Source organism: Citrobacter sp. Cb023 (assembly GCF_030336805.1).
GTDB lineage: Bacteria > Pseudomonadota > Gammaproteobacteria > Enterobacterales > Enterobacteriaceae > Citrobacter > Citrobacter braakii.
The window spans coordinates 28202-51222 of the sequence record NZ_JAOWCV010000030.1 but is presented as its reverse complement, the minus strand read 5'-3'; the positions used below and the strand labels follow the sequence as shown (position 1 = coordinate 51222).

The 23021-nt window shown below is 53.9% G+C and carries 21 protein-coding genes and 4 tRNA genes; 17 read left to right on the top strand and 8 right to left on the bottom strand.

What is annotated here, in order from left to right; genetic code table 11:
* The first annotated feature begins 188 nt into the window (after positions 1–188).
* The 5 genes from thrP (at position 189) to OGW44_RS05985 (ending at position 2109) form a co-directional block, all read left to right on the top strand.
* The gene (thrP, locus tag OGW44_RS06005; protein ID WP_185655123.1) at positions 189–1574 is read left to right on the top strand and encodes a bifunctional threonine/serine APC transporter ThrP; all 1386 of its coding nucleotides are present in this window, start codon (positions 189–191) and stop codon (positions 1572–1574) included.
* Between the two features lie 102 nt (positions 1575–1676).
* Positions 1677–1753, top strand: a tRNA-Arg gene (locus OGW44_RS06000).
* Positions 1754–1809: 56 nt separating this feature from the next.
* Positions 1810–1885: transfer RNA gene (locus OGW44_RS05995), tRNA-His, on the top strand.
* A 20-nt stretch (positions 1886–1905) separates the two neighbouring features.
* Positions 1906–1991, top strand: a tRNA-Leu gene (locus OGW44_RS05990).
* A gap of 41 nt (positions 1992–2032) precedes the next feature.
* Positions 2033–2109 (top strand) — tRNA-Pro (locus OGW44_RS05985).
* Between the two features lie 459 nt (positions 2110–2568).
* Here OGW44_RS05985 and hemY read toward each other — a convergent pair.
* Genes hemY through hemC form a run of 4 tightly spaced genes read right to left on the bottom strand, consistent with a single transcriptional unit; the run spans position 2569 to position 6646 of the window.
* The gene (gene hemY, locus OGW44_RS05980) at positions 2569–3768 is read right to left on the bottom strand and encodes a protoheme IX biogenesis protein HemY (protein WP_016155120.1); all 1200 of its coding nucleotides are present in this window, start codon (positions 3766–3768) and stop codon (positions 2569–2571) included.
* A 2-nt stretch (positions 3769–3770) separates the two neighbouring features.
* On the bottom strand, positions 3771–4946 hold the full coding sequence (hemX, locus tag OGW44_RS05975; RefSeq protein WP_049040597.1) for a uroporphyrinogen-III C-methyltransferase: 1176 nt from the start codon (positions 4944–4946) through the stop codon (positions 3771–3773).
* Between the two features lie 21 nt (positions 4947–4967).
* Positions 4968–5708 carry a uroporphyrinogen-III synthase gene (gene hemD / locus OGW44_RS05970; RefSeq protein ID WP_016155122.1) on the bottom strand — a complete coding sequence of 247 codons (741 nt, stop codon included), beginning with the start codon at positions 5706–5708 and terminating at the stop codon, positions 4968–4970.
* On the bottom strand, positions 5705–6646 hold the full coding sequence (gene hemC, locus OGW44_RS05965) for a hydroxymethylbilane synthase (protein WP_016157846.1): 942 nt from the start codon (positions 6644–6646) through the stop codon (positions 5705–5707). Before hemC ends, hemD begins: the two co-directional genes overlap by 4 nt.
* Positions 6647–7041: 395 nt before the next feature.
* On the opposite strand from hemC, the gene cyaA reads away from it, so the two are divergent.
* A complete protein-coding gene (gene cyaA / locus OGW44_RS05960; protein WP_019078435.1) occupies positions 7042–9588 on the top strand; it encodes a class I adenylate cyclase in 2547 nt (848 codons plus the stop codon).
* A gap of 40 nt (positions 9589–9628) precedes the next feature.
* Here cyaA and cyaY read toward each other — a convergent pair whose 3' ends face one another.
* The gene (cyaY, locus tag OGW44_RS05955; RefSeq protein ID WP_080860388.1) at positions 9629–9949 is read right to left on the bottom strand and encodes an iron donor protein CyaY; all 321 of its coding nucleotides are present in this window, start codon (positions 9947–9949) and stop codon (positions 9629–9631) included.
* Positions 9950–10087: 138 nt separating this feature from the next.
* On the opposite strand from cyaY, the gene lptM reads away from it, so the two are divergent.
* The 8 genes from lptM (at position 10088) to corA (ending at position 17161) form a co-directional block, all read left to right on the top strand.
* Positions 10088–10291, top strand: a complete 204-nt coding sequence (lptM, locus tag OGW44_RS05950; RefSeq protein ID WP_003017937.1) for an LPS translocon maturation chaperone LptM — start codon at positions 10088–10090, stop codon at positions 10289–10291.
* Between the two features lie 48 nt (positions 10292–10339).
* Complete coding sequence (gene dapF / locus OGW44_RS05945) at positions 10340–11164, top strand: diaminopimelate epimerase (RefSeq protein ID WP_016155126.1); 825 nt, start codon at positions 10340–10342, stop codon at positions 11162–11164.
* Positions 11161–11868, top strand: coding sequence for a DUF484 domain-containing protein (locus tag OGW44_RS05940; protein ID WP_131405469.1), 708 nt, complete (start codon positions 11161–11163; stop codon positions 11866–11868). The genes dapF and OGW44_RS05940 overlap by 4 nt, the downstream gene beginning before the upstream one ends.
* A complete protein-coding gene (gene xerC, locus OGW44_RS05935; RefSeq protein WP_185655124.1) occupies positions 11865–12767 on the top strand; it encodes a tyrosine recombinase XerC in 903 nt (300 codons plus the stop codon). Before OGW44_RS05940 ends, xerC begins: the two co-directional genes overlap by 4 nt.
* Positions 12767–13483, top strand: coding sequence for a 5-amino-6-(5-phospho-D-ribitylamino)uracil phosphatase YigB (gene yigB / locus OGW44_RS05930; protein ID WP_016155129.1), 717 nt, complete (start codon positions 12767–12769; stop codon positions 13481–13483). The genes xerC and yigB overlap by 1 nt, the downstream gene beginning before the upstream one ends.
* 88 nt (positions 13484–13571) lie before the next feature.
* Positions 13572–15734 carry a DNA helicase II gene (gene uvrD / locus OGW44_RS05925; RefSeq protein WP_016155130.1) on the top strand — a complete coding sequence of 721 codons (2163 nt, stop codon included), beginning with the start codon at positions 13572–13574 and terminating at the stop codon, positions 15732–15734.
* Positions 15735–15999: 265 nt separating this feature from the next.
* A complete protein-coding gene (ysgD, locus tag OGW44_RS05920) occupies positions 16000–16056 on the top strand; it encodes a YsgD/CorL family protein (protein ID WP_212723238.1) in 57 nt (18 codons plus the stop codon).
* Positions 16057–16210: 154 nt separating this feature from the next.
* Positions 16211–17161 (top strand): magnesium/cobalt transporter CorA, encoded by a 951-nt coding sequence (gene corA, locus OGW44_RS05915; RefSeq protein ID WP_003017920.1) that lies wholly within the window; start codon positions 16211–16213, stop codon positions 17159–17161.
* A gap of 41 nt (positions 17162–17202) precedes the next feature.
* On the opposite strand, the gene rarD is transcribed toward corA, so the two are convergent.
* Together rarD and yigI are read right to left on the bottom strand one after the other, a co-directional pair.
* On the bottom strand, positions 17203–18096 hold the full coding sequence (gene rarD, locus OGW44_RS05910) for an EamA family transporter RarD (RefSeq protein WP_016155131.1): 894 nt from the start codon (positions 18094–18096) through the stop codon (positions 17203–17205).
* A gap of 51 nt (positions 18097–18147) precedes the next feature.
* The gene (gene yigI, locus OGW44_RS05905; protein ID WP_003017917.1) at positions 18148–18615 is read right to left on the bottom strand and encodes an acyl-CoA thioesterase YigI; all 468 of its coding nucleotides are present in this window, start codon (positions 18613–18615) and stop codon (positions 18148–18150) included.
* Positions 18616–18780: 165 nt separating this feature from the next.
* On the opposite strand from yigI, the gene pldA reads away from it, so the two are divergent.
* The 3 genes from pldA (at position 18781) to rhtC (ending at position 22253) form a co-directional block, all read left to right on the top strand.
* Positions 18781–19650 carry a phospholipase A gene (gene pldA, locus OGW44_RS05900; RefSeq protein ID WP_016157849.1) on the top strand — a complete coding sequence of 290 codons (870 nt, stop codon included), beginning with the start codon at positions 18781–18783 and terminating at the stop codon, positions 19648–19650.
* Positions 19651–19738: 88 nt separating this feature from the next.
* Complete coding sequence (gene recQ, locus OGW44_RS05895; protein WP_019078429.1) at positions 19739–21568, top strand: ATP-dependent DNA helicase RecQ; 1830 nt, start codon at positions 19739–19741, stop codon at positions 21566–21568.
* A gap of 64 nt (positions 21569–21632) precedes the next feature.
* Positions 21633–22253, top strand: a complete 621-nt coding sequence (gene rhtC, locus OGW44_RS05890) for a threonine export protein RhtC (protein ID WP_016155134.1) — start codon at positions 21633–21635, stop codon at positions 22251–22253.
* Positions 22254–22297: 44 nt separating this feature from the next.
* On the opposite strand, the gene rhtB is transcribed toward rhtC, so the two are convergent.
* The gene (gene rhtB / locus OGW44_RS05885) at positions 22298–22918 is read right to left on the bottom strand and encodes a homoserine/homoserine lactone efflux protein (protein WP_185655125.1); all 621 of its coding nucleotides are present in this window, start codon (positions 22916–22918) and stop codon (positions 22298–22300) included.
* Between the last annotated feature and the right edge of the window lie 103 nt (positions 22919–23021).

Sequence of the window (23021 nt, the reverse complement as noted above, 5' to 3'; positions counted from 1 at the left end):
TTTTGAATGCTTTAATTGCCATTTAAGCGATTTTAGGAAACCATTCGCAACAATCATTGCAGTGCCGTGGTGTTTTTGACGCCAACCGTTAAGCGGTCGGTGCCGTATGGCCTGTTATGGCATAACAAGATGTACCCATAACGAGAACCGGTAATACCGGACAGTATGCAAACACAACAAGAGGATTTATGGCCGAGAACAAACCTGAGCTACAGCGTGGGCTGGAGGCTCGTCACATCGAATTAATTGCCCTTGGGGGGACAATTGGCGTCGGGCTATTTATGGGGGCCGCTAGTACCCTGAAATGGGCGGGACCTTCGGTTCTGCTGGCATACATTGTCGCCGGGCTGTTCGTCTTTTTCATTATGCGTTCTATGGGGGAGATGTTATTCCTCGAGCCGGTTGCCGGTTCATTTGCTGTTTACGCCCATCGTTATATGAGCCCCTTCTTTGGTTATCTCACCGCCTGGTCATACTGGTTTATGTGGATGGCGGTGGGGATATCGGAGATTACCGCCATCGGGGTGTACGTCCAGTTCTGGTTCCCGGAAATGGCACAATGGATACCCGCACTGATTGCTGTCGGACTGGTTGCGTTGGCAAATCTCGCCGCGGTTCGTCTGTATGGTGAAATTGAGTTCTGGTTTGCCATGATTAAAGTGACCACCATCATTGTGATGATCGTCATTGGATTAGGGGTGATTTTCTTCGGTTTAGGCAATGGCGGTCAGGCGATCGGCTTTGGCAACCTGACTGAGCACGGCGGCTTCTTTGCTGGTGGTTGGAAGGGCTTCCTGACGGCATTGTGTATTGTCGTGGCTTCTTACCAGGGCGTGGAGCTGATCGGCATTACTGCGGGTGAAGCGAAGAATCCGCAGGTCACGCTGCGTAGTGCAGTAGGGAAAGTGCTGTGGCGTATTCTGATTTTCTACGTCGGTGCGATTTTTGTTATCGTCACTATTTTCCCGTGGAATGAGATTGGCAGTAACGGTAGCCCGTTTGTTCTCACCTTTGCCAAGATTGGTATTACCGCCGCGGCAGGGATTATTAACTTTGTGGTCCTGACGGCGGCGCTGTCGGGCTGTAACAGTGGGATGTACAGCTGTGGGCGTATGCTTTACGCGCTGGCAAAGAATCGCCAGCTACCTGCCGCTGTTGGAAAAGTTTCGCGCCAGGGCGTGCCGGTTGCCGGCGTGGCTATTTCTATCGCGATCCTGCTGGTTGGTTCGTGCCTGAACTACATCATTCCCAACCCGCAGCGTGTGTTCGTTTATGTCTATAGCGCCAGCGTGCTGCCGGGGATGGTGCCGTGGTTTGTGATCCTGATAAGCCAGATACGTTTCCGTCAGGCGCATAAAGCGGCGATCGCCAGTCATCCCTTCCGCTCGATTCTGTTCCCGTGGGCGAACTATTTGACGATGGCGTTCCTGATTTGCGTATTAATCGGCATGTACTTTAATGAAGATACCCGAATGTCGCTGTTTGTTGGCATTCTCTTCTTACTGGCCGTGACGCTCATTTATAAGGTTTTTGGCCTGAATCGTCATGGCACAGCCCAAAAATTGCAGGAATAAGCGACAAAACGCACAAACCATGACCAAACGATAATTTATTTTAAAAAAGCACTAGACAGCAGACCGAGACCTCCGTAATATCCAGCCCCGCAACGGCGCTAAGCGCCCGTAGCTCAGCTGGATAGAGCGCTGCCCTCCGGAGGCAGAGGTCTCAGGTTCGAATCCTGTCGGGCGCACCATTTAGTAGGGTGCCGGAGCTGCGGTGGTTTTAATACCGCGTAAAAGATTTGCAGTGGTGGCTATAGCTCAGTTGGTAGAGCCCTGGATTGTGATTCCAGTTGTCGTGGGTTCGAATCCCATTAGCCACCCCATTAATTTAAAGTTGTGAAATGCGAAGGTGGCGGAATTGGTAGACGCGCTAGCTTCAGGTGTTAGTGTCCTTAGGATGTGGGGGTTCGAGTCCCCCCCCTCGCACCACGACTTAAAGAATTGAACTAAAAATTCAAAAAGCAGTAAAACGGCGAGTAGCGCAGCTTGGTAGCGCAACTGGTTTGGGACCAGTGGGTCGGAGGTTCGAATCCTCTCTCGCCGACCAATTTTGAACCCCGCTTCGGCGGGGTTTTTTGTTTTCTGATTTTCCCTTCTCAGCCTTTATTTCCCCGAATTTCCTGATGTCTTAAAAAGTCCGGTTCCATTGTTTTTGCAGTGCAATCGTGGCATGCCTTGTGCAATAATATACGGGTAGATGCTCATTCCATCTCTTATGTTCGCCATCTGGCCTCATAAACTCAGGAATGATGCAGAGCCGTTTACGGTGCTTATCGTCCACAGACAGATGTCGCTCTGGCCTCATCAAACACCATGGACATAACGTTGAGTGAAGCACCCATTTATGTTGTCATACAGACCTGTTTAACGCCTGCTCCAAAAGAGCGGGCGTTTTTTTATGCATATACACCTCATCCTTCAAGTCGCCTCGAAGCATCTCGAATGATTTGGTGTATATGAAATAACGGTAGGCCCGGTAAGCGAAGCGTCACCGGGCAAGAGGGAATTACTGCGGGGGATTGTTGTTCTGCAGCGTCAACATCAGGCCATCACGACGCATGGTGGCGGCTTCTTCCGGCTGATGCAGTCTGTCCAGCGCGTCAGCAAGCCAGGCGTAGTCATAGGCATCTGGACGCTGTTTGAGAGCGGCACGGAAGGCGAACGTGGCTTCCTGCCATTCGCCGTGCTTCATTAGCGACTGGCCCAGCGTGCTCCACAGTAATGGGCGATCGCCGACGGCTTTAATCTGCTGGCGCAACACTTTTTCTATCTGTTCCGGGTTGTTGGTTTTCAGACGCGGGATCGGCAGCACCAGGCGGTCGTCATACTGGCGTTTAAGACCATCAATGATGACCTGCTGCGCCGTATCGTGATCGTCACACTCAATCAGATGTTCAGCCATTGCTACCTGCAGGGCAACCTGGTGACGGGTTTTACGGTTCTGGTTTTTCCACCATGCACGTAGCCCCTCGCTGCCCTGATCGGCGCGAACCTGATCCATCAGACCAACCCATGCCTGCTGTTCCAGCATCGCGCGGTGCTCGTCATCACCCACGTGCGCTTTTGCCATGGATGGAATGATATCCAGTAACGAACTCCATGCACCGGTACGAATGTAGGCCTGTTCAGCCAGACGCAGCACTTCCGGATGACGTGGCGTCACTTCCAGCAGTTTATCTACGCTGTGGCGTGCGGCGTGATTTTCATTACGTGCCAGCTGCAGGCGAACGCGAGTGATTTCTACCGGGATCGTATCATTTCCGGCCAGTTCGGCAGCACGCTCAAGGTGTTGGTTGGCACGAGCTTCGTCACCGCGCTGTTGAGCAGCTTCTGCCGCCAGCAGGTAATTCACTACCGGCTGTTCTGCATGATCGGCGTTTTTCGACATCAGCTTTTCAACCTGCTGATAATCGCCTTCTGCCAGCTTGAGCAGCGCCTGCTCGGTCTGCTTACGGGCGCGACGACGCTTCCGACCGACAAACCATCCGCGGGTATGCGCGCCAGTGCGGAAAATTCGGCGCAGCAGCCATTCAATCGCAAACAGGACGACCATTGCGACGATCAGAATGATCACCAGACCCGTCACGCTGGTTTCGATATTGTAATTATCCGTCTGGATCAGTACGTAGCCCTGGTGACCGGCAATCATTGGACCGACAACGATCCCGGCGATCAATAGCACAAAGAGCAATAATACTTTTAGCATCATTATTCTCCTTGCGGCGCAGTTGCCGGAGTTTCAGCTGAAGGCGCAGGAGCTGCTGCAACCGGCGCTGTGGCAGGCTGTGCCAGTAAATTACGTACGCGGGTCTGCATGAGCTTGTCGAGAAGCGCCTGGCTCTGCAGCGTTTCCGGTACGTCCATGCTGATGCTTTGTTGGCTCAGTTGGTCTACCTCTTCAAGGAAAGCTTTGGTGGCTGCATCGTCGGTGTCGTAGTAGGCGCGCACCCAGGTGGAGACGTTTTCCAGCGCCTGGCGATATGTTTCCTCCTGATGACGCGGCACGGCCTGGGCGGCCACTAACAGGCGAGAACGGATATTTTCACGTAAGTAAACGTCCTGGTTCGGTGCCAGCAGCGGGACGGAGGTTTCATCACGACGGCGAACGGTGATAAAGCTGTCCATAAAGTTCTGCCAGCTTTTTTGCAGATTGACGCGCCATTCGCTGATCGAGCTGGAAAGCTCGCTGCTGTCGGAATCCATCGGCGAATCGTCGGTGTCGTTGTCGGCCAGACGCAGGTTATCAATCTGGTTAGAGAGCTGATTCACTTTCAGGATAATGCCGTCATAGTCGACCTGAGTCACCGCAGAGAGGCTCGCGATATCGTCGGTAATCGCGCGACGGGCGGTAATCAGGCTTGGGTCATTCATATCCGCCAGACTGGCGTCAGCGCTTTTCAGCAGCGCCGCAGCGGTAGTAACGTCCTGATCGCTCCATAATTTGCGACCGGCCAGTTTCACCAAGAAATCAGCCTGCGCCAGCAGCCACGTCCCGGCATCGCTGCCGGAGATAGTGGCGACTTTTTGCTGGACTTCGTCAAGCTGTTTGACCAGCGCGGCTTGCTGGCGAGCGGCTTCATCCAGCTGCGTTGCCTGCTGTTTAATAATGTCTTCCAGCTCAGCTTTTTGGCTTTCTTGCGCTTTTTGCAACGCTGTAAGCTGGTTCGCCAGCGCATCGCTGGTTGCTGTCTGCGTTGTTGCCTGCTGTTTCCCCCAACCGTACAGCCCAACGCCTGCAGCCAGCGCAATAGCAATCGCCACAGCGCTCAGAATCAGCGCAGTGCTGTTCTTACTCTTTTTTTCAGTATTGACTGGCTGTGACGTGGTTTCCACGGCCTCCCTGGTCTCTTCAACCACGGCGGAGGATTTTTCTTGTTCCGTCATTATGGCATCCCATTATGAGAGTTATTGTAATGCGCGTAGTAGCGCATCGTTGTCGGCGTTATCAGCGACCTTAATATCTTGCCAGCCCAGTTCCCGGGCGAGGTGCGCCAGACGCTCACTGACGACCAGCAGCCGACAGCGTAGTAACCAGTGCTCACGATACCACTGCGGAATGAGCGACCAGAGCTGTTGTAGCATCTCTCCGCTGGTGACAACCACCGTGGTCACACCACGAGATTGCCAGCGCATCGCTTCTTCTGCACCATCGTAATATTTTGCACTGCGTTGATAACATTCACAAAAATCGACATCAGCTCCGCGTGCTGTCAGGGTTTCACCTATCAGCTCACGGCCACCATTGCCGCGTAATATAAGCGCGCGTTTTCCCGCAATATTTTGTAATTCAGGTAATTGTAGCAAGACTTCGCTAATTTCCCGATCCAGAGGGTAGTGAATATTGAAACCGCTAACGGTATGCAGCGCCAGCGCCGTTGTGCGACCAATGGCAAAATAACGCGGAAGGGAGGGCCAGCTTTTCCCTTGTTGCTGAAGCTCGGCATCTGCAAAGGTGACGGCGTGCTGCGAGAGGGCGAAGACCAGATCGTTTTCCGTCAGCGCCGACAGTCGGGAAGCAAGCGTTGCCAGTTCCCGACCGGGCGAAAACTCGATGAGCGGAAAGCTCCAGGCCACCTGCCCCAGTGTGCGCAGACGGCTCACTAACTCTTCCCCTGCGGGAGACGGGCGGGTGACCAGAATACTCATGCGGGGGCTTCTCCGTTGTAAACTTCAGCCAGAATGGTGCGCGCACCGTTCTCCAGCAGCTCTTCAGCCAGAGAGATGCCCATCTGTTCAGCTTCCTGCGCGGCGCCGCGACGTTCTCCGCATACCATCTGCGAACCGTCAGGCGCGCCGACCAGCGCCCGCAGCCAAATCTCACCGTTAATGAGTTCTGCATAACTGCCGATAGGGACCTGACATCCCCCTTCCAGGCGGGTATTCATGGCGCGTTCGGCTTTGACGCGCAGCGCCGTCTCTTCATGGTTGAGCGGCGCTAACAGCGCCTGAGTGCGCATATCATCCAGTCGACATTCTATGCCAACTGCGCCTTGCCCGACAGCGGGTAGGGAGACTTCCGGCGGCAGAGCGGTGCGGACTCGCGACTCAAGACCTAAACGTTTTAATCCGGCGACCGCCAGAATAATGGCGTCATAATCGCCGTTATCCAGTTTGCTCAGACGCGTACCTACGTTACCGCGCAGTGAACGGATGACGAGATCCGGGCGACGCTTTGCCAACTGGCACTGGCGACGCAAACTGGATGTCCCGACGATACTGCCTGCCGGGAGTTCATCCAGCGTGTTGTACTTATTTGAGACGAAAGCATCACGCGGATCCTCTCGCTCGCAAATGGTGACCAGTCCAAGACCGTCAGGGAATTCAACCGGCACATCCTTCATGGAATGCACGGCGATATCGGCGCGTTTTTCCAGCAGCGCGACTTCTAGCTCTTTAACAAACAACCCTTTCCCCCCGACTTTCGCCAGCGGGGTATCAAGGATCACATCGCCACGGGTTACCATCGGAACCAGTTCCACGATCAGACCGGGGTGGTTTGCCATTAAGGCGTCTTTGACATAATGTGCCTGCCAGAGCGCAAGGGGGCTTTGGCGTGTGGCAATTCTCAAAACATTGTCTAACATGCTTGTTACCGTCATTATCAATCATTGACCATCCTAACATCCTTATCAAAGGGATGTCAGCGTTACGCTCAAACGTGAGTGAGAGGAAAAGGCGCTGCATCATCACTGGCAGTGAATAATGACGAGAAACCTCCCGACCGTATGAAGGAATTTACACGTAACGAACGGTGCTACACTTGTATGTAGCGCATCTTTCTTTACGGTCAATGAGCAAGGTGTTAAATTGATCACGTTTTAGACCATTTTTTCGGCTGTACAGCATATAAAAATATGGGCGAAAAAACAGGTAACGGTTATTTTTGACATACGGTTTATCCGAATTGATGACGATTATTGTGAGCGCTTGTGCCGCAGCAATCGACAACATGACGGATAGCAACATCAGGCGATACGTCTTGTACCTCTATATTGAGACTCTGAAACAGAGACTGGATGCCATAAATCAACTGCGTGTGGATCGCGCGCTTGCTGCCATGGGACCTGCCTTCCAGCAGGTATACAGTCTGCTGCCGACATTATTGCACTACCACCATCCGCTGATGCCGGGTTACCTTGATGGTAACGTTCCCAAAGGCATATGCCTTTACACGCCTGATGAAACCCAACGCCACTACCTGAACGAACTGGAACTGTACCGCGGTATGTCACCGCAGGATCCTCCCAAGGGCGAACTGCCTATCACCGGCGTTTACTCAATGGGCAGCACCTCTTCGGTAGGGCAAAGCTGTTCCTCTGACCTTGATATTTGGGTCTGCCATCAATCCTGGCTGGATAGCGAAGAGCGCCAGCTGCTGCAGCGTAAATGTAGCCTGCTGGAAAGCTGGGCCGCCTCGCTGGGCGTGGAAGTTAGCTTCTTCCTGATTGATGAAAACCGTTTCCGCCACAATGAAAGCGGCAGTTTGGGTGGTGAAGACTGTGGCTCGACGCAGCATATCCTGCTGCTTGATGAATTCTATCGCACCGCTGTGCGTCTCGCGGGTAAACGTATTCTGTGGAATATGGTGCCGGGCGACGAAGAAGAGCATTACGACGATTACGTCATGACGCTTTACGCACAGGGGGTGTTAACGCCAAACGAATGGCTGGATCTCGGCGGACTCAGTTCGCTCTCCGCCGAAGAGTACTTTGGCGCCAGCCTCTGGCAGCTGTACAAGAGTATCGACTCCCCGTACAAAGCGGTATTGAAAACGCTGCTGCTGGAAGCTTATTCCTGGGAATACCCCAATCCACGCCTGTTGGCGAAAGATATTAAACAGCGCCTGCACGATGGCGAGATCGTCTCTTTTGGTCTCGACCCTTACTGCATGATGCTGGAGCGCGTTACCGAGTACCTCACGGCGATCGAAGACCCGACTCGTCTGGATTTAGTGCGTCGATGTTTCTACTTAAAAGTGTGTGAGAAACTGAGCCGCGAGCGCGCCTGCGTGGGCTGGCGTCGTGAAGTATTAAGTCAGTTAGTGAAAGAGTGGGGCTGGGATGACGCCCGTCTGACCATGCTGGATAACCGCGCTAACTGGAAGATTGACCAGGTACGCGAAGCGCATAACGAACTGCTCGATGCGATGATGCAGAGCTATCGTAACCTGATCCGTTTTGCCCGCCGAAATAACCTCAGCGTGAGCGCCAGCCCGCAGGATATCGGCGTGCTGACCCGTAAGCTGTATGCCGCGTTTGAAGCATTACCAGGTAAAGTAACGCTGGTGAACCCGCAGATATCTCCGGATCTCTCGGAACCGAATCTGACCTTTATCCATGTGCCGCCGGGCCGTGCCAACCGTTCGGGTTGGTATCTCTATAACCGCGCGCCTAACATGGACTCGATCATCAGCCATCAGCCGCTGGAATATAACCGCTACCTCAATAAACTGGTGGCGTGGGCCTGGTTCAACGGCCTGCTGACCTCGCGTACGCATTTATTTATTAAGGGCAACGGCATTGTTGATTTGCCGAAGCTGCAAGAAATGGTCGCCGACGTGTCGCACCACTTCCCGCTGCGATTGCCAGCGCCAACGCCGAAGGCGCTCTATAGCCCGTGCGAGATTCGCCACCTGGCGATTATCGTTAACCTTGAATATGACCCGACGGCAGCATTTCGCAATCAGGTGGTACATTTTGATTTCCGTAAGCTGGACGTCTTCAGCTTTGGCGAAGAACAAAATTGCCTGGTGGGTAGCGTCGACCTGCTGTACCGCAACTCGTGGAATGAAGTGCGTACGCTGCACTTCAACGGTGAGCAGGCGATGATTGAAGCGTTAAAAACGATTCTGGGCAAAATGCACCAGGATGCCGCGCCGCCGGATAGCGTCGAGGTTTTCTGCTATAGCCAGCATCTGCGCGGTTTAATTCGCACCCGCGTGCAGCAACTGGTGTCTGAGTGCATCGAGTTGCGCCTCTCCAGCACCCGTCAGGAAACCGGACGCTTCAAAGCGCTGCGCGTTTCCGGTCAGACTTGGGGTCTGTTCTTCGAGCGCCTGAATGTCTCGGTACAGAAGCTGGAAAACGCGATTGAATTTTATGGCGCGATTTCACATAACAAACTGCACGGGCTTTCCGTTCAGGTTGAGACCAATCATGTGAAACTCCCGTCAGTGGTTGACGGTTTTGCCAGCGAAGGGATCATTCAGTTCTTTTTCGAAGAAACGGGTGATGAGCAGGGCTTTAATATCTACATTCTGGATGAGAGTAATCGGGCTGAGGTGTATCACCACTGCGAAGGTAGCAAAGAGGAGCTGGTACGCGATGTCAGCCGTTTCTACTCGTCGTCGCACGATCGCTTTACCTACGGCTCCAGCTTCATCAACTTTAACCTGCCGCAGTTCTATCAGATTGTGAAAACCGACGGGCGCGCGCAGGTGATCCCGTTCCGTACCCAGCCGATTAGCGCCGTGCCGCCCGTCAGTCAGGAAAACGACACTCCGCTGTTGCAGCAGTATTTCTCGTGAGCATGATGCCGGATAAGCGAAGCGTATCCGGCAATAAAACTTAACGGAAGCTCACCTCTTCACCCGCCTGCTGTGTCGCCGCCTGTTCTAGCAGATCCCAGAACGTTTCGCCGCTACGATCGCAGATCCACTCGTCGTCTTTCAGGTCAAAGTGGTAGCCGCCCTGTTTGGTCGCCAGCCACACCTGATGCAGCGGCTCCTGACGGTTAATAATAATTTTGCTGCCGTTTTCGAAGCTGATGGTCAGCACGCCGCCGTTGATCTCACAATCGATATCGCTGTCGCCGTCCCAGTCGTCCAGACGCTCTTCAATGGTCATCCACAGGGTGTCAGCAAGGCGATGAAATTCACTGTCGTTCATTTTCTTATCCTGTTTTTCGTGATGACGGCAGTATAACCTGAAACAAAACGCGTTGCAGATTACAGGCTAACTCTTGCTTTTACGCCTTCTCCTGCGATGATAGAAAACAGAAAGCATGAACTTTACAGGCAATCGATAATGAAAAACGTGTTAAAGCCACTCGCTGTCATTTTTACTCTGTTCAGCCTGACGGGCTGTGGGCTAAAAGGCCCGCTCTATTTCCCGCCAGCAGATAAAACCGCGCCGCCTCCGACCAAGAGCGTTCAGCCGCAATCACAATCCACCACGCCAGAGAAAAACGATCGTGGGATTAGTGACGGGCCTTCTCAGGTGAATTACTGACGGCAGGAATAGATGTATATTTCTGTACCCGCGTGAACGGAGTGAATGATGCAATTCTCTAAAATGCATGGCCTTGGCAACGATTTTATGGTCGTCGACGCGGTAACGCAGAATGTCTTTTTCTCACCAGAGCTGATCCGCCGCTTGTCCGACAGGCATCTCGGCGTTGGATTTGATCAACTGCTGGTGGTTGAACCTCCGTATGATCCGGAGCTGGATTTCCACTACCGTATTTTTAATGCTGACGGTAGTGAAGTGTCACAGTGTGGCAATGGCGCCCGCTGTTTTGCCCGCTTTGTTCGCCTGAAAGGGCTGACCAATAAGCGTGATATTCGCGTCAGTACCGCTAATGGTCGTATGGTATTAACCGTAACCGACGACGAGCTGGTACGGGTGAATATGGGTGAACCCAATTTTGAACCCGCGCAGGTTCCGTTTCGCGCCAACAAAGCAGAGAAGACCTATATTATGCGCGTGGCTGAACAGACAGTATTGTGCGGCGTGGTTTCAATGGGGAACCCGCACTGCGTAATTCAGGTTGATGATGTTGATACGGCCACGGTAGAAACGTTGGGGCCGGTTCTGGAAAGTCACGAACGCTTTCCTGAACGCGCCAATATCGGATTTATGCAGGTGGTAAAGCGCGAGCACATCCGGCTGCGCGTCTATGAGCGCGGCGCGGGTGAAACGCAGGCCTGCGGCAGCGGTGCGTGCGCCGCTGTTGCGGTTGGTATCCAGCAGGGCCTGCTGGCAGAAGAAGTGAGGGTGGAATTACCGGGCGGTCGACTTGATATCGCCTGGAAAGGTCCGGGTCATCCGCTGTATATGACTGGCCCGGCGGCACATGTCTACGACGGATTTATTCACTTATGAAGCAACCAGGGGAAGAACTACAGGAAACGCTCATGGAGCTGGACGACCGGGCGGTCGTCGATTACCTGCAACGTAATCCTGAGTTTTTTATCCGTAATGCCCAGGCAGTTGAAGCGATGCGTGTTCCACACCCGGTGCGGGGCACGGTCTCTTTAGTGGAATGGCATATGGCGCGGGCACGTAATCATATTAACGTGCTGGAAGAGAATATGGCGTTGTTGATGAAACAAGCCAACGCCAATGAAAGCCTGTTCTATCGTCTGTTAAATCTGCAAGCCCGGCTGGTATCGGCCAGCAGTCTTGACGACATGCTGATGCGATTTCATCGCTGGGCGCGTGAGTTAGGGCTGGCTGGGGCGACGGTTCGTCTGTTCCCGGATCGCTGGCGACTTGGTGCGCCATCAAAATTCACTCATCTGGCATTAAGCCGTCAGGCTTTTGAACCGCTGCGTATTCAGCGTCTGGGCCAGTCACTACACTATCTTGGACCGCTCAATGGCCCGGAACTTCTGGTCATGATGCCCGAGGCGAAAGCGATAGGCTCGGTGGCGATGTCGATGTTGGGGCAAGATGGATCCCTGGGCGTGATGCTGTTCAGCAGTCGCGACGTTAATCATTACCAGCAGGGGCAAGGTACGCAATTACTGCAGGAAATCTCGCTGATGTTGCCGGAGCTGCTGGAGCGCTGGATTGAACGCGTATGACCGATTCACTCCTTTCTCAGGATGTGGCGCGCTTTTTACGCTATCTGGGCGTTGAGCGCCAGCTTAGCCCGATCACATTGCTGAATTATCAGCGTCAGCTTGATGCCATCATTGCGTTAGCCGGAGAGACCGGTCTGCAAAGCTGGCAACAATGTGACGCTTCGATGGTACGCAGTTTTGCCGTGCGCAGCCGTCGTAAAGGGCTGGGGCCGGCGAGCCTGGCGCTGCGTCTCTCCGCATTGCGCAGTTTCTTTGACTGGCTGGTTAATCAGGGCGAGCTGAAAGCCAATCCCGCAAAAAGTGTTTCCGCGCCGAAAGCACCGCGTCATCTACCTAAAAATATCGATGTCGACGACGTTAATCGTCTGCTGGATATCGACCTCAACGATCCCCTCGCCGTGCGCGATCGGGCAATGTTAGAAGTGATGTACGGCGCAGGGCTGCGTTTGTCTGAACTGGTTGGGCTGGATATTAAACATCTCGATCTCGACACCGGCGAAGTATGGGTGATGGGGAAGGGCAGTAAAGAACGTCGCCTGCCAATTGGCCGCAATGCCGTGGCGTGGATTGAGCACTGGCTGGACCTGCGGGGGCTATTTGGCAGCGATGACGATGCGTTATTCCTGTCAAAACTGGGCAAACGCATTTCTGCGCGTAATGTGCAAAAACGCTTTGCGGAATGGGGGATCAAACAGGGGCTGAACAGCCACGTACATCCCCACAAATTGCGCCACTCTTTTGCGACGCATATGCTGGAGTCGAGCGGCGATCTGCGCGGGGTACAGGAGTTATTGGGGCATGCTAATCTCTCCACTACCCAAATCTATACCCATCTTGATTTTCAACACCTGGCTTCAGTGTACGATGCGGCGCATCCACGCGCCAAACGGGGGAAATAATGCGTTTTTACCGGCCTTTGGGGCGCATTTCTGCGCTCACCTTTGACCTTGATGACACCCTTTACGATAACCGTCCCGTTATCACACGCACCGAGCAGGAAGCGCTCGCGTTTGTACAGAATTACCATCCGGCGCTGAATTCGCTGCAAAATAGCGACCTACAGCGCTTACGTCAGGCCGTTCGCGACGCCGAGCCGGAAATCTACCACGACGTTACCCAATGGCGTCACCGCGCCGTAGAGCGCGCTATGCTGGAGGCGGGATTGTCAGAAGCAGAAGCCAGAATGGGGGCAAATGCGGCGATGATGAATTTCGCCAAATGGCGTAGCCGCATTGACGTCCCGCAGGCGACGCATGACACGCTGAAGGCGCTGGCCCGCAAATGGCCGCTGGTGGCGATCACCAACGGTAACGCACAGCCAGAACTGTTCGGCCTGGGCGATTACTTTGAGTTTGTGCTGCGCGCCGGTCCCGACGGGCGATCAAAACCGTTCAGCGACATGTATGCGCTGGCGGCGGATAAACTGAAAATGCCTGTGGCTGAGATTCTGCATGTGGGCGATGACCTGACGACAGACGTGGCGGGGGCCATCCGTTGCGGTATGCAGGCCTGCTGGATCAAACCGGAAAATGCCGACCTGATGCAAACCGCAGACAGCCGTTTGCTGCCGCATATCGAAATTTCACAGTTGGCATCTCTGACCTCGCTGATATAATCACCAGCAGAACTCTGTATATATACCCAGCTTTTTGGCGGATGGCGCTACGCTTATCCGCCTTACCTACTTTTACGCGGCGGTGCCAATGGACGTTTCTTACCTGCTCGACAGCCTTAATGATAAACAGCGTGAAGCGGTGGCCGCGCCACGCAGCAACATGCTGGTTTTGGCCGGCGCGGGGAGTGGTAAAACTCGCGTGCTGGTGCACCGTATCGCCTGGTTACTGACGGTAGAGAACAACTCGCCATACTCCATTATGGCGGTGACCTTTACCAACAAAGCAGCGGCGGAAATGCGCCACCGTATTGGCCAGATCATGGGAACCAGCCAGGGCGGTATGTGGGTGGGTACATTCCACGGTCTGGCGCACCGCCTGCTGCGCGCGCACCATATGGATGCGAACCTGCCGCAGGATTTCCAGATCCTCGACAGCGAAGACCAATTGCGTTTGCTCAAGCGTTTGATCAAGGCGATGAATCTTGATGAGAAGCAGTGGCCGCCGCGTCAGGCGATGTGGTTTATCAATAGCCAGAAAGACGAAGGGCTGCGCCCGCACCATCTGCAGAGCTATGGCAACCCGGTTGAGCAAACCTGGCAAAAGGTGTATCAGGCCTATCAGGAAGCGTGTGACCGCGCGGGGCTGGTGGATTTCGCCGAGCTGTTGCTGCGCGCCCATGAACTGTGGCTCAACAAGCCGCATATCCTGCAGCACTACCGCGAACGCTTTACCAATATCCTGGTGGACGAATTCCAGGATACCAACAACATTCAGTACGCCTGGATCCGCCTGCTGGCGGGCGATACCGGCAAAGTGATGATCGTTGGCGATGATGACCAGTCGATCTACGGCTGGCGCGGGGCGCAGGTGGAAAACATCCAGCGCTTCCTCACGGATTTCCCGGGCGCAGAAACTATTCGCCTGGAGCAGAACTACCGCTCGACCAACAACATCCTCAGCGCGGCCAACGCCCTGATTGAAAACAACAACGGGCGTTTGGGTAAAAAGCTGTGGACCGATGGCATCGACGGCGAACCAATCTCACTGTACTGCGCGTTCAACGAACTCGATGAAGCGCGTTTTGTGGTCAATCGTATCAAAACCTGGCAGGACAACGGCGGTGCGCTGGAACAGTGCGCCATTCTTTATCGCAGCAACGCCCAGTCGCGCGTGCTGGAAGAGGCGTTGTTACAAGCCAGCATGCCGTACCGTATCTATGGTGGGATGCGCTTCTTCGAACGCCAGGAAATCAAAGATGCGCTCTCCTACCTGCGCCTGATCGCTAACCGCAATGACGACGCTGCATTCGAACGTGTGGTGAATACGCCAACCCGCGGGATTGGCGATCGTACATTAGATGTGGTGCGTCAGACCTCCCGTGACCGCCAGCTTACGTTGTGGCAGGCCTGTCGTGAGCTGTTGCAGGAAAAGGCCCTCGCGGGTCGCGCCGCCAGCGCCTTACAGCGTTTTATGGAGCTGATCGATGCGCTGGCGCAGGAGACCGCCGATATGCCGCTGCACGTGCAGACTGACCGGGTGATTAAAGACTCCGGCCTGCGCATGATGTACGAACAGGAAAAAGGCGAGAAGGGTCAGACGCGTATCGAAAACTTAGACGAACTGGTGACGGCAACGCGCCAGTTCAGCTACAACGAAGAAGACGAAGACTTAATGCCGCTACAGGCGTTCCTGTCTCACGCCGCGCTGGAAGCAGGCGAAGGGCAGGCGGATACCTGGCAGGATGCGGTACAACTGATGACGCTGCACTCGGCGAAAGGTCTGGAGTTCCCCCAGGTATTTATCGTGGGTATGGAAGAAGGCATGTTCCCCAGCCAGATGTCGCTGGACGAAGGTGGGCGCCTCGAAGAAGAGCGCCGCCTGGCTTACGTAGGCGTGACTCGCGCGATGCAAAAGCTGACGCTGACCTACGCCGAAACGCGTCGTCTGTACGGCAAAGAGGTTTACCACCGTCCGTCGCGCTTTATCGGCGAACTGCCGGAAGCGTGCGTTGAAGAGGTTCGCCTGCGCGCCACGGTTAGCCGCCCGGTGAGCCATCAGCGGATGGGCACGCCAATGGCGGAAAATGATACCGGCTACAAGCTCGGCCAGCGCGTGCGCCACGCTAAGTTTGGTGAGGGCACCATCGTCAATCTGGAAGGAAGCGGTGAGCACAGTCGTTTGCAGGTCGCGTTCCAGGGGCAAGGGATCAAATGGCTGGTGGCAGCCTACGCCAGACTGGAAACGGTTTGATCGGTTTGGCTTTGCCGGATGGCGACGCTGGCGCGTCTTATCCGGCCTACAGACCGGGTAACATTTTGATTTCCAGGCCGGACAAGGCGAAGCCACCATCCCGCTATCTGTCGGTTAATATTCTGAAATCATAGATAAATAATTCCCCTCTGCTAACCTTTTTGTATAAGGGGAAATTATTACTTTTTCGCCATCTGTTGCGTGTTGACGTCAAAATTTTGCTGGCGTAACATGCGCGCACGATTACGCTAAGAGGACATTCGCCTTGGACACACCCAGTAGATACTGGCTCATTATCCTGTCATCCAGGATCAACTCCTAAGGCTATCCCTTTTTGCTGATAGCCTTCGCGGTTGTCAGCGACCTTCTGTTTTTTCCCGTCGCGCTGAGTCAGGCTGTTTAATGGTCTGAAACCCAATTTGTTTCTGTGTGCCCTCCGAACTGTCCGATAATTTTTTGCATTGGGAGTCCCGGTCATGCTGAGCGCATTTCAACTGGAAAACAATCGTTTAACTCGCCTTGAGGCAGACGAAATCGAGCACCTGGCCAGTTCGGTTTGGGTCGATTTAGTCGAGCCGGATGACGAAGAACGAAACCGTGTGCAAAAGGACTTGGGCCAGAATCTGGCTACGCGCCCTGAACTGGAAGACATCGAAGCATCTGCGCGTTTTTTTGAAGACGAAGACGGTCTGCACATTCACTCCTTCTTCTTCTATGAAGATGCCGACGATCACGCGGGTAACTCAACCGTCGCATTTACCATTCGCGAAGGTCGCCTGTTTACTCTGCGCGAGCGCGAGCTGCCGGCATTTCGCCTGTACCGCATGCGTGCGCGTAATCAGGCGATGGTGGATGGCAATGCCTACGAGCTGCTGCTCGACCTGTTTGAAACTAAAATTGAACAGTTGGCGGATGAGATCGAAAACATCTACAGCGACCTGGAAAAACTCAGCCGTGTGATCATGGAAGGGCGTCAGGGCGATGAATATGACGAAGCGCTTTCGACGCTGGCGGAACTGGAAGATATTGGCTGGAAGGTCCGCCTGTGTCTGATGGATACCCAGCGCGCACTGAACTTCCTGGTGCGTAAAGCGCGTTTGCCGGGGAGTCAGCTGGAACAGGCGCGTGAGATTCTGCGCGATATCGAATCCCTGCTGCCGCACAACGAATCACTGTTCCAGAAGGTTAACTTCCTGATGCAGGCGGCGATGGGCTTTATCAATATCGAGCAGAACCGCATCATCAAGATCTTCTCGGTGGTCTCTGTGGTGTTCCTGCCGCCGACGCTGGTGGCTTCCAGCTACGGGATGAACTTTGAGTTCATGCCGGAACTGCACTGGAGCTTCGGTTACCCAGGGGCGATTGTCTTTATGATGCTCGCGGGTCTGGCACCGTATCTGTACTTTAAGCGCAAGAACTGGCTGTAATGGCTGTGCCGGATGGCGGTTACGCCTTATCCGGCACTTCTTCAGCTCCGACGTACCCGTCGTTGCGTATAAATCGCATCCATCACGAAAACTGCCAGCGCCACCCAGATAAACGCAAACGTGACCATTTTATCCGCTCCCGGAACTTCACCGTAGAAAGTGACGGCCAGCAGGAACATTAGCGTGGGTCCGATATACTGGAAGAAACCCAGCGTGGACAGACGCAGGCGGGTCGCCGCGCCGGTAAAGCACAGCAGCGGAATGGTGGTCACGACACCCGCAGCAATCAGCAGCAGATTGAGCGACATGGGGTTTTGCCCCATATGGCTGGTTGGGCTGTCCGCGATGCCAAACAGATAGATAGCCGCAACAGGTAAAAGCCACAGGGTTTCGATCAGCATGCCGGTTTGTGCTTCGACGGCAATCTTCTTGCGTACCAGACCATAGAAAGCAAAGCTGAACGCCAGGCCCAACGCGATGATTGGCAGCGATCCGAAGGTCCACAGCTGTACCAGTACGCCGCAGGCGGCTAACAGTACCGCCAGCCACTGCATGCGACGAAAGCGCTCGCCGAGGAAAAGCATTCCCAGCACAATATTCACCAGCGGGTTAATAAAATAGCCCAGGCTGGCTTCCAGCATATGATGATTATTGACCGCCCAAATGAACAGCAGCCAGTTTCCACCGATGAGCACTGCAGAGAGCGCCAGCAGGAAGATCTTCTTTGGCGTTTGTAGCAGCGTTTTGATGCCCGACCACTGGCGGCTGATGCTCATCAGTACCACCATAAAGAAAAATGACCAGATGACGCGGTGCGTCAGGATCTCATCCGCCGGGACATAGTAAATCAGCTTGAAGTAGGCAGGAGCGATACCCCAAATAAAATAAGCAGCAAGAGCGAGTAACACGCCCTGCCGCGTTTGTTTAGCATCCATCGGGAAAACTCATTTCAGAAATGTAACAGCAGTTTACCTTTTTTTGGGCACTTACCCCACCATATAAGTGGCGGTTGCGCTGGCAATATAAAGCTGTTCTTCGTTATGCAGTTCCACGCGCGCAACGGCGACTTTATTCCCCGCCCGCAGCAGGCTGCTGGTAGCGGTAAAGCGATTTCCTCTCCCCGGGCGCAGGTAATCAACGCGCAAATCGATTGTTCCCATACGTGACATTCGCTGACGCAGTTCGTCCTCGCTGATCGTCTCATGGCGGGTCAGCGTACTGCCAACGCACACCAGCCCGGCGGCAACGTCCAGCGCCGACGCGATCACGCCGCCATGCAGAATGCTTTGCGCCCAGTTACCGACCATCATCGGTTGATTATTAAAGGCTAATTGAGCAAATTCTTTCTCATAGCGTTCAAGCTCCAGACCCAGCGCCCGGTTAAACGGCATATGATAGACAAACATTTCACCCACTAACTTCAGCGCTTCCTCAGCAGTAAGTACGGCAGACATACGATCCCTACATCTCAATGGTTAATGAAATGTTGATATTATGCTTATTATTTGTTGTTTTCTACTTTAGGACGGGATAACTAACGAGGAGCTCGCTAAGTATGTAGAATACTTGCCAGATAATTATACAATTCATCAATATTTTGGTTCAGGAGAACATTACCGATGCGGGCGATTCTGGGATGGTTACTACCAGCAGTCATGCTGCCGTTGACCGCGTATGCGCAGGAAGCGACAGTGAAAGAGATTCATGATGCACCGGCGGTTCGCGGCAGTATTATCGCCAACATGCTGCAGGAGCATGACAACCCTTTCACGCTTTATCCTTATGAGACCAACTATCTCATCTACACCAATACCAGCGACATGAATAAAGAGGCGATCAGCAGCTATAGCTGGTCCGAAAATGCGCGCAAAGATGAGGTTAAGTTTCAGCTAAGCCTGGCGTTTCCGCTCTGGCGAGGAATATTAGGCCCGAACTCGGTACTCGGCGGTTCCTATACCCAGAAGTCCTGGTGGCAGCTTTCGAACAGTGAAGAGTCTGCACCGTTTCGCGAAACCAACTATGAACCGCAATTGTTCCTCGGTTTCGCCACCGACTATCGTTTTGCCGGTTGGACGCTCCGCGATGTTGAAATGGGCTATAACCATGACTCCAATGGTCGATCCGACCCCACCTCACGTAGCTGGAACCGCCTTTACACCCGGCTGATGGCTGAAAACGGTAACTGGCTGGTGGAAGTTAAGCCGTGGTACGTTATCGGCAGCACTGACGATAACCCTGATATCACCAAATATATGGGCTACTATCAGTTGAAAATGGGTTATCACCTGGGTGACGCGGTGATCAGTGTGAAAGGCCAGTACAACTGGAATACCGGCTACGGCGGCGCAGAGCTGGGGGCCAGTTATCCCATTACCAAGCATGTGCGTCTTTATACCCAGGTCTACAGCGGCTACGGCGAATCACTGATTGACTACAACTTCAATCAGACCCGTGTTGGCGTGGGTGTAATGCTTAACGATATCTTCTGACAGGTATTGAGAGTATTTTAATCATTGCAGTTTCTCTCTCAGGCGCTGAAAATAGCGCCTGTTTTTATTTCAGGCTAATGGGGTTAATGTGGCGCAGGCGGAAGTGTTGAATCTGGAAATGGGCGCTAAACAGGTTTTGCAGGAAACCTTTGGCTACCAACAGTTTCGCCCTGGTCAGGAAGAAATCATTGATACCGTGATCGCTGGTCGCGACTGCCTGGTCGTTATGCCGACCGGTGGCGGAAAATCCCTGTGCTATCAAATTCCCGCATTATTGCTTAACGGCCTCACCGTTGTTGTTTCTCCGCTGATTTCTCTGATGAAAGATCAGGTCGATCAACTGCTTGCCAACGGCGTGGCGGCCGCGTGTCTGAACTCCACCCAAAGTCGTGAGCAGCAGCTTGAGGTGATGGCAGGCTGTCGTAGCGGGCAGATTCGCTTACTGTACATTGCGCCCGAACGCCTGATGCTGGATAACTTCCTTGAAAATCTGGCGCACTGGAACCCGGTGCTGCTGGCGGTTGATGAAGCGCACTGTATTTCGCAGTGGGGGCATGATTTCCGCCCGGAATACGCCGCGCTGGGGCAGTTGCGTCAGCGTTTCCCAACTCTGCCGTTTGTCGCGCTGACCGCGACCGCGGACGAGACAACCCGGCTGGATATTGTGCGTCTGCTGGGGCTCAACGACCCGTTAATTCAGATCAGCAGCTTTGATCGCCCGAATATTCGCTACATGTTGATGGAGAAGTTTAAGCCGCTCGATCAACTGATGCGCTACGTGCAAGAGCAGCGCGGTAAGTCCGGTATTATTTACTGTAACAGTCGCGCTAAAGTAGAAGACACCGCCGCGCGTCTGCAAAGCCGAGGCATTAGCGCCGGGGCTTATCATGCCGGGCTGGAAAACGCTGTACGTGCAGAAGTGCAGGAGAAATTCCAGCGTGATGACCTGCAAATCGTCGTAGCGACCGTGGCGTTTGGCATGGGAATCAACAAACCCAACGTACGCTTCGTGGTGCATTTCGATATTCCGCGCAACATCGAGTCCTATTACCAGGAAACCGGCCGCGCCGGGCGTGACGGCCTGCCTGCGGAAGCAATGCTGTTTTACGATCCGGCTGATATGGCATGGCTGCGCCGTTGCCTCGAAGAGAAACCCGCCGGACAACTGCTGGATATCGAACGGCATAAGCTCAATGCGATGGGGGCGTTTGCCGAGGCGCAAACCTGTCGTCGTCTGGTGCTGTTGAACTATTTTGGCGAGGGGCGTCAGGAGCCGTGTGGTAACTGCGACATCTGTCTCGACCCGCCAAAACAGTACGACGGACTCATGGATGCGCGCAAAGCGCTGTCGACTATCTACCGTGTTAATCAACGCTTTGGTATGGGTTATGTCGTGGAGGTTCTGCGCGGAGCGAATAACCAGCGAATTCGCGAGCTGGCCCATGACAAGCTGCCTGTCTATGGCATTGGTCGTGAGCAAAGCCACGAACATTGGGTAAGCGTTATCCGCCAGCTTATTCATCTTGGGCTGGTGACGCAGAATATTGCTCATCACTCCGCGTTACAGCTAACCGAAGCCGCGCGTCCGGTACTGCGTGGTGATGTTGCGCTACAGCTTGCGGTACCGCGTATTGTGGCGCTGAAACCGCGAGCGATGCAGAAATCCTTCGGTGGCAATTACGATCGCAAACTGTTCGCCAAATTGCGGAAGCTGCGTAAAGCCATTGCTGATGAAGAAAATATCCCGCCGTATGTAGTGTTCAACGATGCCACGCTGATTGAAATGGCTGAGCAGATGCCAGTTTCACCGAGCGAAATGCTGAGCGTTAATGGCGTGGGGATGCGTAAACTTGAGCGTTTTGGCAAAGAGTTTATGGCGCTTATTCGCGCGCACGTTGATGGTGACGACGAAGAGTAGTCAGCCAGGCAAAAAAGTGCCAGGATGGTGACTCACTGAACTATTTCCCCCGCGAGTCATTTTTATGTTAACGCTATTTTTCACCGTTGCGTTGGTGCATATCGTTGCGCTGATGAGCCCTGGTCCCGACTTTTTCTTTGTTTCTCAAACAGCGGTTAGCCGTTCGCGCAAAGAAGCCATGATGGGCGTGCTGGGTATTACCTGTGGCGTCATGGTCTGGGCTGGCGTAGCGCTGCTCGGCCTACATCTGATTATCGAAAAAATGGCCTGGCTGCACACCATTATTATGGTGGGCGGGGGGCTGTATCTGTGCTGGATGGGTTATCAGATGCTACGTGGTGCATTTAAAAAACAGGATGTTGCGACTCCCACTCCGCAAGTTGAGCTGGCACAGAGCGGACGCAGCTTTTTGAAGGGGCTGCTGACCAACCTGGCGAACCCTAAAGCCATTATCTATTTTGGCTCCGTGTTCTCATTGTTCGTTGGCGATAACGTGGGAACGGGCGCACGCTGGGGGATCTTTGCCCTGATCATCGTGGAAACGCTGGCGTGGTTTACCGTAGTCGCCAGCCTGTTTGCACTGCCGAAAATGCGTCGTGGCTATCAGCGTCTGGCGAAGTGGATTGATGGTTTTGCCGGTGCGCTGTTTGCGGGCTTCGGTATCCACCTGATTATTTCGCGTTAAGTTCCTTCCGGGCCGGATAAGCGCAAGCGCCTCCGGCGCCTTCATCAGGCATGCCGTGCCGAGGCTAACAAGGCGCCTATCAGCATAAACAGCGAGCCAAACACTTTGTTTAACGCTTTCATTTGCTTTGGCCCTTTAATCCAGCCAGCAATGCGCGTGGCCAGCGTCGCGTAACCGATCATCACAATGATATCGACCACGATGGTCGTGACGCCAAGCACCAAGTACTGCATTAACTGCGGTTCCTGCGGCAGGATAAACTGCGGGAACAGGGCTGCAAGGAAAACGATGCTCTTGGGATTGGTCAGATTAACAAAGACTGCGCGTTTAAACAGGCGGCTGCGCGATTGCGTATTCGCCATGGTGTTCAGATCGATAGCACCCGCCGCCCGCCATTGCTGAATACCCAGCCAAATCAGATAGGCCGCCCCCGCCCACTTCAGCACCTCAAATGCGATAACCGAACGTGAAAATAGCGTTCCCAGTCCTACACCAACCAGAACGATATGAATGCCAAGCCCGGTCTGTAAACCAGCGATCGACGCGCTGGCACCGCGATAACCGTGACTGATGGCGGTGGTCATGGTGTTGATTGCGCCAGAGCCTGGAGACAAGCTCAAAATAATAGAGGTCAACAGGTAGGCGAACCACCATTCAAAGGTCATGAGAAACTCCCGGATTGTCTATTTTTATGCCACAATACGCTACTGCCGTTAGGTTGTGTCAGCGACGGCGAAAAAAACGATTTTACTTGGTCAGCGAGGCTGG

Bases quoted from the DNA above. Each gene is read 5' to 3' on its own strand.
- thrP (WP_185655123.1), top strand. From the start codon at position 189: ATGGCCGAGAACAAACCTGAGCTACAGCGTGGGCTGGAGGCTCGTCAC.
- hemY (WP_016155120.1), bottom strand. From the start codon at position 3,768: ATGCTAAAAGTATTATTGCTCTTTGTGCTATTGATCGCCGGGATCGTT.
- hemX (WP_049040597.1), bottom strand. From the start codon at position 4,946: ATGACGGAACAAGAAAAATCCTCCGCCGTGGTTGAAGAGACCAGGGAG.
- hemD (WP_016155122.1), bottom strand. From the start codon at position 5,708: ATGAGTATTCTGGTCACCCGCCCGTCTCCCGCAGGGGAAGAGTTAGTG.
- hemC (WP_016157846.1), bottom strand. From the start codon at position 6,646: ATGTTAGACAATGTTTTGAGAATTGCCACACGCCAAAGCCCCCTTGCG.
- cyaY (WP_080860388.1), bottom strand. From the start codon at position 9,949: ATGAACGACAGTGAATTTCATCGCCTTGCTGACACCCTGTGGATGACC.
- lptM (WP_003017937.1), top strand. From the start codon at position 10,088: ATGAAAAACGTGTTAAAGCCACTCGCTGTCATTTTTACTCTGTTCAGC.
- dapF (WP_016155126.1), top strand. From the start codon at position 10,340: ATGCAATTCTCTAAAATGCATGGCCTTGGCAACGATTTTATGGTCGTC.
- OGW44_RS05940 (WP_131405469.1), top strand. From the start codon at position 11,161: ATGAAGCAACCAGGGGAAGAACTACAGGAAACGCTCATGGAGCTGGAC.
- xerC (WP_185655124.1), top strand. From the start codon at position 11,865: ATGACCGATTCACTCCTTTCTCAGGATGTGGCGCGCTTTTTACGCTAT.
- yigB (WP_016155129.1), top strand. From the start codon at position 12,767: ATGCGTTTTTACCGGCCTTTGGGGCGCATTTCTGCGCTCACCTTTGAC.
- uvrD (WP_016155130.1), top strand. From the start codon at position 13,572: ATGGACGTTTCTTACCTGCTCGACAGCCTTAATGATAAACAGCGTGAA.
- corA (WP_003017920.1), top strand. From the start codon at position 16,211: ATGCTGAGCGCATTTCAACTGGAAAACAATCGTTTAACTCGCCTTGAG.
- rarD (WP_016155131.1), bottom strand. From the start codon at position 18,096: ATGGATGCTAAACAAACGCGGCAGGGCGTGTTACTCGCTCTTGCTGCT.
- yigI (WP_003017917.1), bottom strand. From the start codon at position 18,615: ATGTCTGCCGTACTTACTGCTGAGGAAGCGCTGAAGTTAGTGGGTGAA.
- pldA (WP_016157849.1), top strand. From the start codon at position 18,781: ATGCGGGCGATTCTGGGATGGTTACTACCAGCAGTCATGCTGCCGTTG.
- rhtC (WP_016155134.1), top strand. From the start codon at position 21,633: ATGTTAACGCTATTTTTCACCGTTGCGTTGGTGCATATCGTTGCGCTG.
- rhtB (WP_185655125.1), bottom strand. From the start codon at position 22,918: ATGACCTTTGAATGGTGGTTCGCCTACCTGTTGACCTCTATTATTTTG.